Consider the following 4,100-nt stretch of genomic DNA (forward strand, 5'->3'; position numbering starts at 1 on the left):
GGTGGGGCGTGCCCCCCGGTTGTTCGGTTGTTGCGGGGGGGCCGGGCCGCCCGGCGGGCGGCAGGGCACGACCTCGTACGGGCGCTGTCCTGATCGAGGCGCATCAAGCGCCCTTCGCCTGGTACCCCGCGATGAAGCGCCCGGGCGAAGCATGCGGCGGTACGGTCAGGTCGAGCCGAGGTCGAGCCGTCCCGGCCGGTTCCGCTGACCGCCCGGCCACCGGGCGGTCGTCACCGTCTCACCGTCGGCCTCCGGCACCAACGTCCGGCGGGCCGGGCCCGCATCCTGCCGTCGCTCGTAGGCGGCGGCCAGGTGGTCCTGGAGTTCGGCGTGCCGAAACTGGTACACCACACCAGCCTGGCGCAGCACCTGCCGCCGCAGCGCCTCCCGGAACAGCACCGGGAACCGTACCGGCGGACGTCCGTGCAGCAGCAACACGACCTGGGCGAAGCCCGTCAGCACTGCCGGGCCGAGGCCGGTGATGACGCCGTACATCGCCCCGATCACGATGCCGAGCTCCGGTCCGACCGACCACGTCCCGGGCCGAGGCGGATCCGCGACGTTGAACAGCGCGAACACGACGCCACCGAGGATCACCGCAGAACTGACCGTGACCAGGGTGCGGCGGCGGTCGGCCCGAAACGTGCCACCCGGGGTGCTCGCTGGTGAGTCGGCCAGCGGCGTCAGCCAGATGCCGAACAGGCCGAACGTGACGTTGGCCCGGCCGATCGACGGACCGACGATCAGGAGGCCCATGAGAGCCAACCCGGAGAGCACGCCGGCGAACGGGCCGAGGACGAGTCCGACGCCCACCCCGACAGCCAGCGGCGGTCCCGATCCGGCCAGCCACAGCATCCGCAGCTCCGCCCGAGTCGGCCACCGCAGGTCCATACCGATCGGTTCGGTCGGGGTCGGCATCGAGGCGGAAGGGGAGGACGTCAGGATGAACCCGACCGCGGCGACAGCCACGAGGAACGCGCCCAGGAACGTCAACAACACATCGGACCGAGCCCCGCCGGTCAACGCCACGCACGCGCTGGCCAGCACTGCGGTCGGTAGCCCGATCCCGGTGCCGGCCGCGATCGACAGAGCCCTGATCGGAATCCAGGTCGGGATCTCCCACCAGCGCAGGTCGCGGCGCCCCCGCAGGTGGTGAGCGAGCCAGGACAGGTAGAACAGGTGACGCTGGTCGCGCCCGCCGCGCCGGCCGGAACCGGACGGGTAGGCCCGCTCCAGGAACTGGCCGATCACGCGGGCCTTCACCGCCGCCACCGAGGGGAGCCCGATCAGCTCCGCAGGATCGGGTACGTCGCCGTCCGGCCCGTCGAACGCGTTGCGGGCCAGACTCAGGATCAGCGGGGTGGCGAACGCTTGCGCGACCGGCGAGTCGGGTCGGCTGAGCAGATGCTCGGTGAGCCGGTGCCAGAACCGGCGTTGCCGGTCACTGTCGTGACCACGGCGCAGGTACTCGACGGCGGTCCTCGACTCGACCTTGTCGAGCTGGAGGACGACCGGGCGCGGCAACCGTCCGCCGGCACGCGCCTGGTCGTACCCCTCGATCCGGGAGGTGAGCACGATCCGCAGGCCGGCGGCCTCGCGCGCGATCCTGGTGAGCGCGGCCCGTTGCCCCGCCGCGGGCATCTCGTCGAGGCCGTCGAGGAAGAGCGCCACCCGCTTCTGCGCGACCAGGCGGCGTGCGACGTCCGCGCCGTATCGCGGGTGCCGCAGCGCCGGGAAGTTCGTCTCCATCTCCTCGACCACATGGTCGAGCAGCGACCTCTCGTCCGGGTTCCACCCGCCCAGGGTGACCCAGACCGGCACCGGCGTGTCGGCGCGCTCCGGTGCCGAGGCCGGTCTGACGCACTCCTTCGCTGCCTCGATCAGCAGGATCAGCATCGTTGCGGTCTTCCCGCTACCGGCCGGGCCGAGCAGGACCAGTTGCTGGCGCTGGATCCGCCGATACAGGTCGGCATACAGGCGGGTGACCACGCCTTGTTCGCCCGGGTGGTTTCCGTCCGGGGCTCGGCGGCTGGCGCTTCGACGGCGCGGAACCCGCCGAACGTTTCCCTCGGAAGCGCCGAACACCTCGTGCATCGGCAGCGACCGCTGATGGTCCCGGTGCCAGGTGACCCGCACCGGGTCGGCGTTCGTCCCGATGCCCCAGGCATCGGCGTGCGCTGACCACTGCGACACGGTGGCCTGGGCAAGCAGGTTCGCCGCCTCCGTGAGCTGCTCCGGCGCCGACAACTGCGGATCCTCACGACCCTGCCGCCCCTCCACCACCACGATGGCCACCACCAGCAGGACGATCGCGACCCAGGGGGCCCAGCCGAGCCATGGCGGGAGGGGGATCGTCTCAGAAGCCAGGTTGACCGCGAGACCGAGTACGGCGGACAGCACCACGGCCAGTGGTAGAAGGAAACGCCGCATCCAGATCTCCTAGGTCAACGTAACCTGCGTGCCGTATCGACGTGAGTGCTCTCGTAGGGGCACCCGGACGTCGGTCGCCGGCGCCTCGAAGACCTCGTCGGCAAACCGCACCCGGCCCCGGGAAATTGCAGATCCTCCGCAGTCCTAACTTGGGTCTTGGCGGTTCGGTGCCGGCCCTGGCTCCTTGTGGGCACGGCCCCGTGGTCGATCGTTCTTCTGTTCAGAGTAGAAGTCTGACAACCAAGGGCCAGCACGGTGAACGGGAAACCGATCTGATTGTCTCGCGGATCGCCTGCGCATAGGCGACTGTGGCGGCTGTCCTCAGCAGACAGGGACCGGGGTTGCGAGACATCGCTCAGATGCGGAAGATCGAATGGTCAGACGCTGGCGGATAGGGGTGAGCCTGCTCGGAGTGGGCGGCCGAGATGTCGGCCGAGAGGGAGGCAGACGGCCGCGTGACGACCTGCCTCGACAGTTGGCCGCTGAAGGGCCAGCCGGACGGCGCGTGCGTGAGCGGTGGGCTGAGGCGTGCGGTTGGGGCACGTATCCTCGTTCGTAGCGCGACGACGGCGCGACCGTCGAATCACCGCATTGAAGGTCAGCATGGTTCCACCCGCTCAGGTCCGCATCAACGAAGCGCTGGAAACCCACGCCACCTCGTTAGACCTGACCCTCCTCGGCCTGCGCGAAGTGCCGGATTCGTTGGCCGACCTCACCGTACTCACCGACCTGCGACTGGACGGCAATCAGCTCACCAGCCTGCCGGACTGGCTCGGGAAACTCGCCACCCTCACAAGGCTCAGCGTGTCCAGCAACCGCCTCACCGAGCTTCCGGACTCGTTGCGGAACCTCACCGCCCTCACCGAACTCCAGTTGGGCCACAACCGGATTATCGACCTGCCGGACTGGCTGGGGGACCTTCCGGCCCTCGCGGAGCTGCACCTGTTCGGCAACAAGCTCACCGACCTGCCGGATTCGCTGGGCAATCTCGGTTCCCTCGCCAACCTGTACCTGCACGACAACGCGTTCACCACGCTGCCGGTCACGTTGAGCAGGCTCACCACCCTCGCCTATCTCTGTCTGTCCAACAATCGCCTCGCGATACTGCCGGCCTGGCTGGGGAGCCTGACCTCCCTGACCCGCCTGGCGCTGGATCGCAACAGGCTGACCGCGCTGCCGGATTCGTTGCGCAGCCTCACCAACCTCACCACGCTCTGGCTGGAGGACAACGCGTTCACCGAGGTGCCAGACCCGGTGCGGGACCTCACCGGGTTGACCGCCTTGTACCTGGAAGGCAACCCGCTCACCGGTCTGCCCGACTGGCTGGGAAACCTCACCGGCCTCGCTCGCCTCGGTTTGTCCGATATCGGCCTCACGACATTGCCGGACTCATTGGGCAATCTCACCGCACTCACCATGCTCTGGCTGAGCAACAACCACCTCACCGTGCTGCCGGACTCGCTGCGAAATCTGACCGCGCTCACCGACCTGTACCTGGACGGAAATCCGCTCACCGAGCTGCCCGACTGGCTGGAGAGCCGCGCACCCGCTCCGGCCCCACTTCGATACAGACGCTAGCTTGATCTTTAACCTGCGGCGGTTGGTCGGTGACCCCGACTGATCATGGGGACAGCCCTTGGTTGATCATTCTTCTTGTCGAGGGAAGATGA

Annotated in this window: 2 protein-coding genes; one reads left to right on the forward strand and one right to left on the reverse strand. The window is 68.7% G+C overall.

Annotated features, from left to right (window positions below; genetic code table 11):
- Positions 1-165: 165 nt before the first annotated feature.
- Entirely contained in the window at positions 166-2,430 is a 2,265-nt protein-coding gene (locus ABT006_RS34815; RefSeq protein ID WP_350712724.1) for an NACHT domain-containing protein, read from the reverse strand.
- Positions 2,431-3,021: 591 nt separating this feature from the next.
- Between ABT006_RS34815 and ABT006_RS34820 the strand changes: the two genes are divergently transcribed.
- Positions 3,022-4,008 carry a leucine-rich repeat domain-containing protein gene (locus ABT006_RS34820; protein ID WP_350712725.1) on the forward strand — a complete coding sequence of 329 codons (987 nt, stop codon included), beginning with the start codon at positions 3,022-3,024 and terminating at the stop codon, positions 4,006-4,008.
- Positions 4,009-4,100 lie beyond the last annotated feature (92 nt).

It is taken from the genome of Micromonospora sp. NPDC002717 (assembly GCF_040295705.1).
GTDB lineage: Bacteria > Actinomycetota > Actinomycetes > Mycobacteriales > Micromonosporaceae > Micromonospora.